At 37.4% G+C, this 1,402-nt stretch carries 1 protein-coding gene; it reads left to right on the top strand.

Translation table 11 applies throughout. The annotated features are described in order from the left end of the window. Window position 1: 1 nt before the first annotated feature. Window positions 2-1,402 (top strand): aspartate ammonia-lyase (gene aspA / locus DER71_RS11840; RefSeq protein ID WP_114459031.1); only part of this gene is annotated, 1,401 nt, incomplete at its 3' end.

Below are 1,402 nucleotides of genomic sequence, written 5' to 3'. Positions count from 1 at the left end.
AATGCTAATGAGAGAAGAACAAGATTCAATAGGCAGTAAAAAAGTGCCGAAAGATGCCTATTATGGAATACAGTCAGCAAGAGCGGCAGAAAATTTTAAAATAACAGATCTAAAAGTACATCCAGAGCTGATAAAAAATCTAGCTATTGTAAAAAAAGCTGCGGCAGAAGTGAATAAAAAGGTTGGGGTTTTAAATGAAAGAATAGCATCCTCAATTATACAGGCTGCAGATGAAGTAATAAATGGGTCACTTAAGGATCAATTTATAATCGATGCAGTACAGGGTGGAGCAGGTACTTCGATCAATATGAATATAAATGAGGTTCTTGCCAACAGAGCTATAGAGATAATGGGTGGGAAAAAGGGAGATTATTCAGTAGTTCATCCCAATAATCATGTAAATATGGGCCAGTCCACAAATGATGTTGTACCTACTGCAGTCAGAATGGCAGTTATAAATCTGCTTAGGGAAGCTTTAAGTGAATTGGGAAAATTCGAAAAAGCACTGCTGGAGAAAAGTAAAGAGTTTGATGATGTAATAAAAATGGGTAGAACACAGCTGCAGGATGCTGTGCCGATAAGACTGGGCCAGGAATTTAAGGCATATGCAAATGCAGTTAAAAGGGATATAAGGAGAATCACAGAAACCATAGATGATCTGAGAGTTGTCAATTTAGGAGCAACAGCTGTTGGAACAGGTTTGAATGCAGATTTATCTTATGTCAGAAATGTGACTTCACAGTTAAATAAAATAAGCGGACTTGATTTAAAGCAGGCTGAAGACCTGATAGATGCAACACAGAATGTTGATGCACTAGTTGAGGTGTCTTCAGCAATGAAGACATGTGCAGTTAATCTGTCCAAAATATCAAATGATTTAAGGCTTTTATCATCGGGGCCGCGAACAGGATTTAATGAGATAAATTTACCGGCAGTTCAGCCGGGGTCATCAATAATGCCGGGTAAGGTTAACCCAGTAATTCCAGAAGTTGTCAACCAGATTTCCTTTCAGATTATTGGCAATGATACGACAATAACAATGGCAGCAGAAGCAGGGCAGCTTGAGCTAAATGTAATGGCACCAATATTAATATTTAATCTGATACAGTCGATAGAAATGCTGAAAAATGGTGTAAAAACATTTACAGAAAAATGTATTAAAGGTATAACTGCAAATAGAGAGCGGTGTAAGTCACTTGTTGACAGCAGTGTAGGAATTATAACAGCAATAAACCCACATGTTGGATATGAAACAGCAGCAAGAATAGCAAAAGAAGCATTAAGCACAGAAAAATCTGTAAAAGATATTATTCTGGAACAGGGGATTTTGAGCGAAGAAGAGCTTGAGGAAATTCTAAATCCATTTGAAATGACAGAACCAGGTATTGCTGGGAAAAATCTC

Source organism: Halanaerobium sp. DL-01, from assembly GCF_003338615.1.
In the GTDB taxonomy this organism is placed as follows: domain Bacteria; phylum Bacillota; class Halanaerobiia; order Halanaerobiales; family Halanaerobiaceae; genus QPJE01.
Note: the sequence above shows the minus strand (reverse complement) of the source record. Positions and strands in the feature narration are given on the sequence as shown.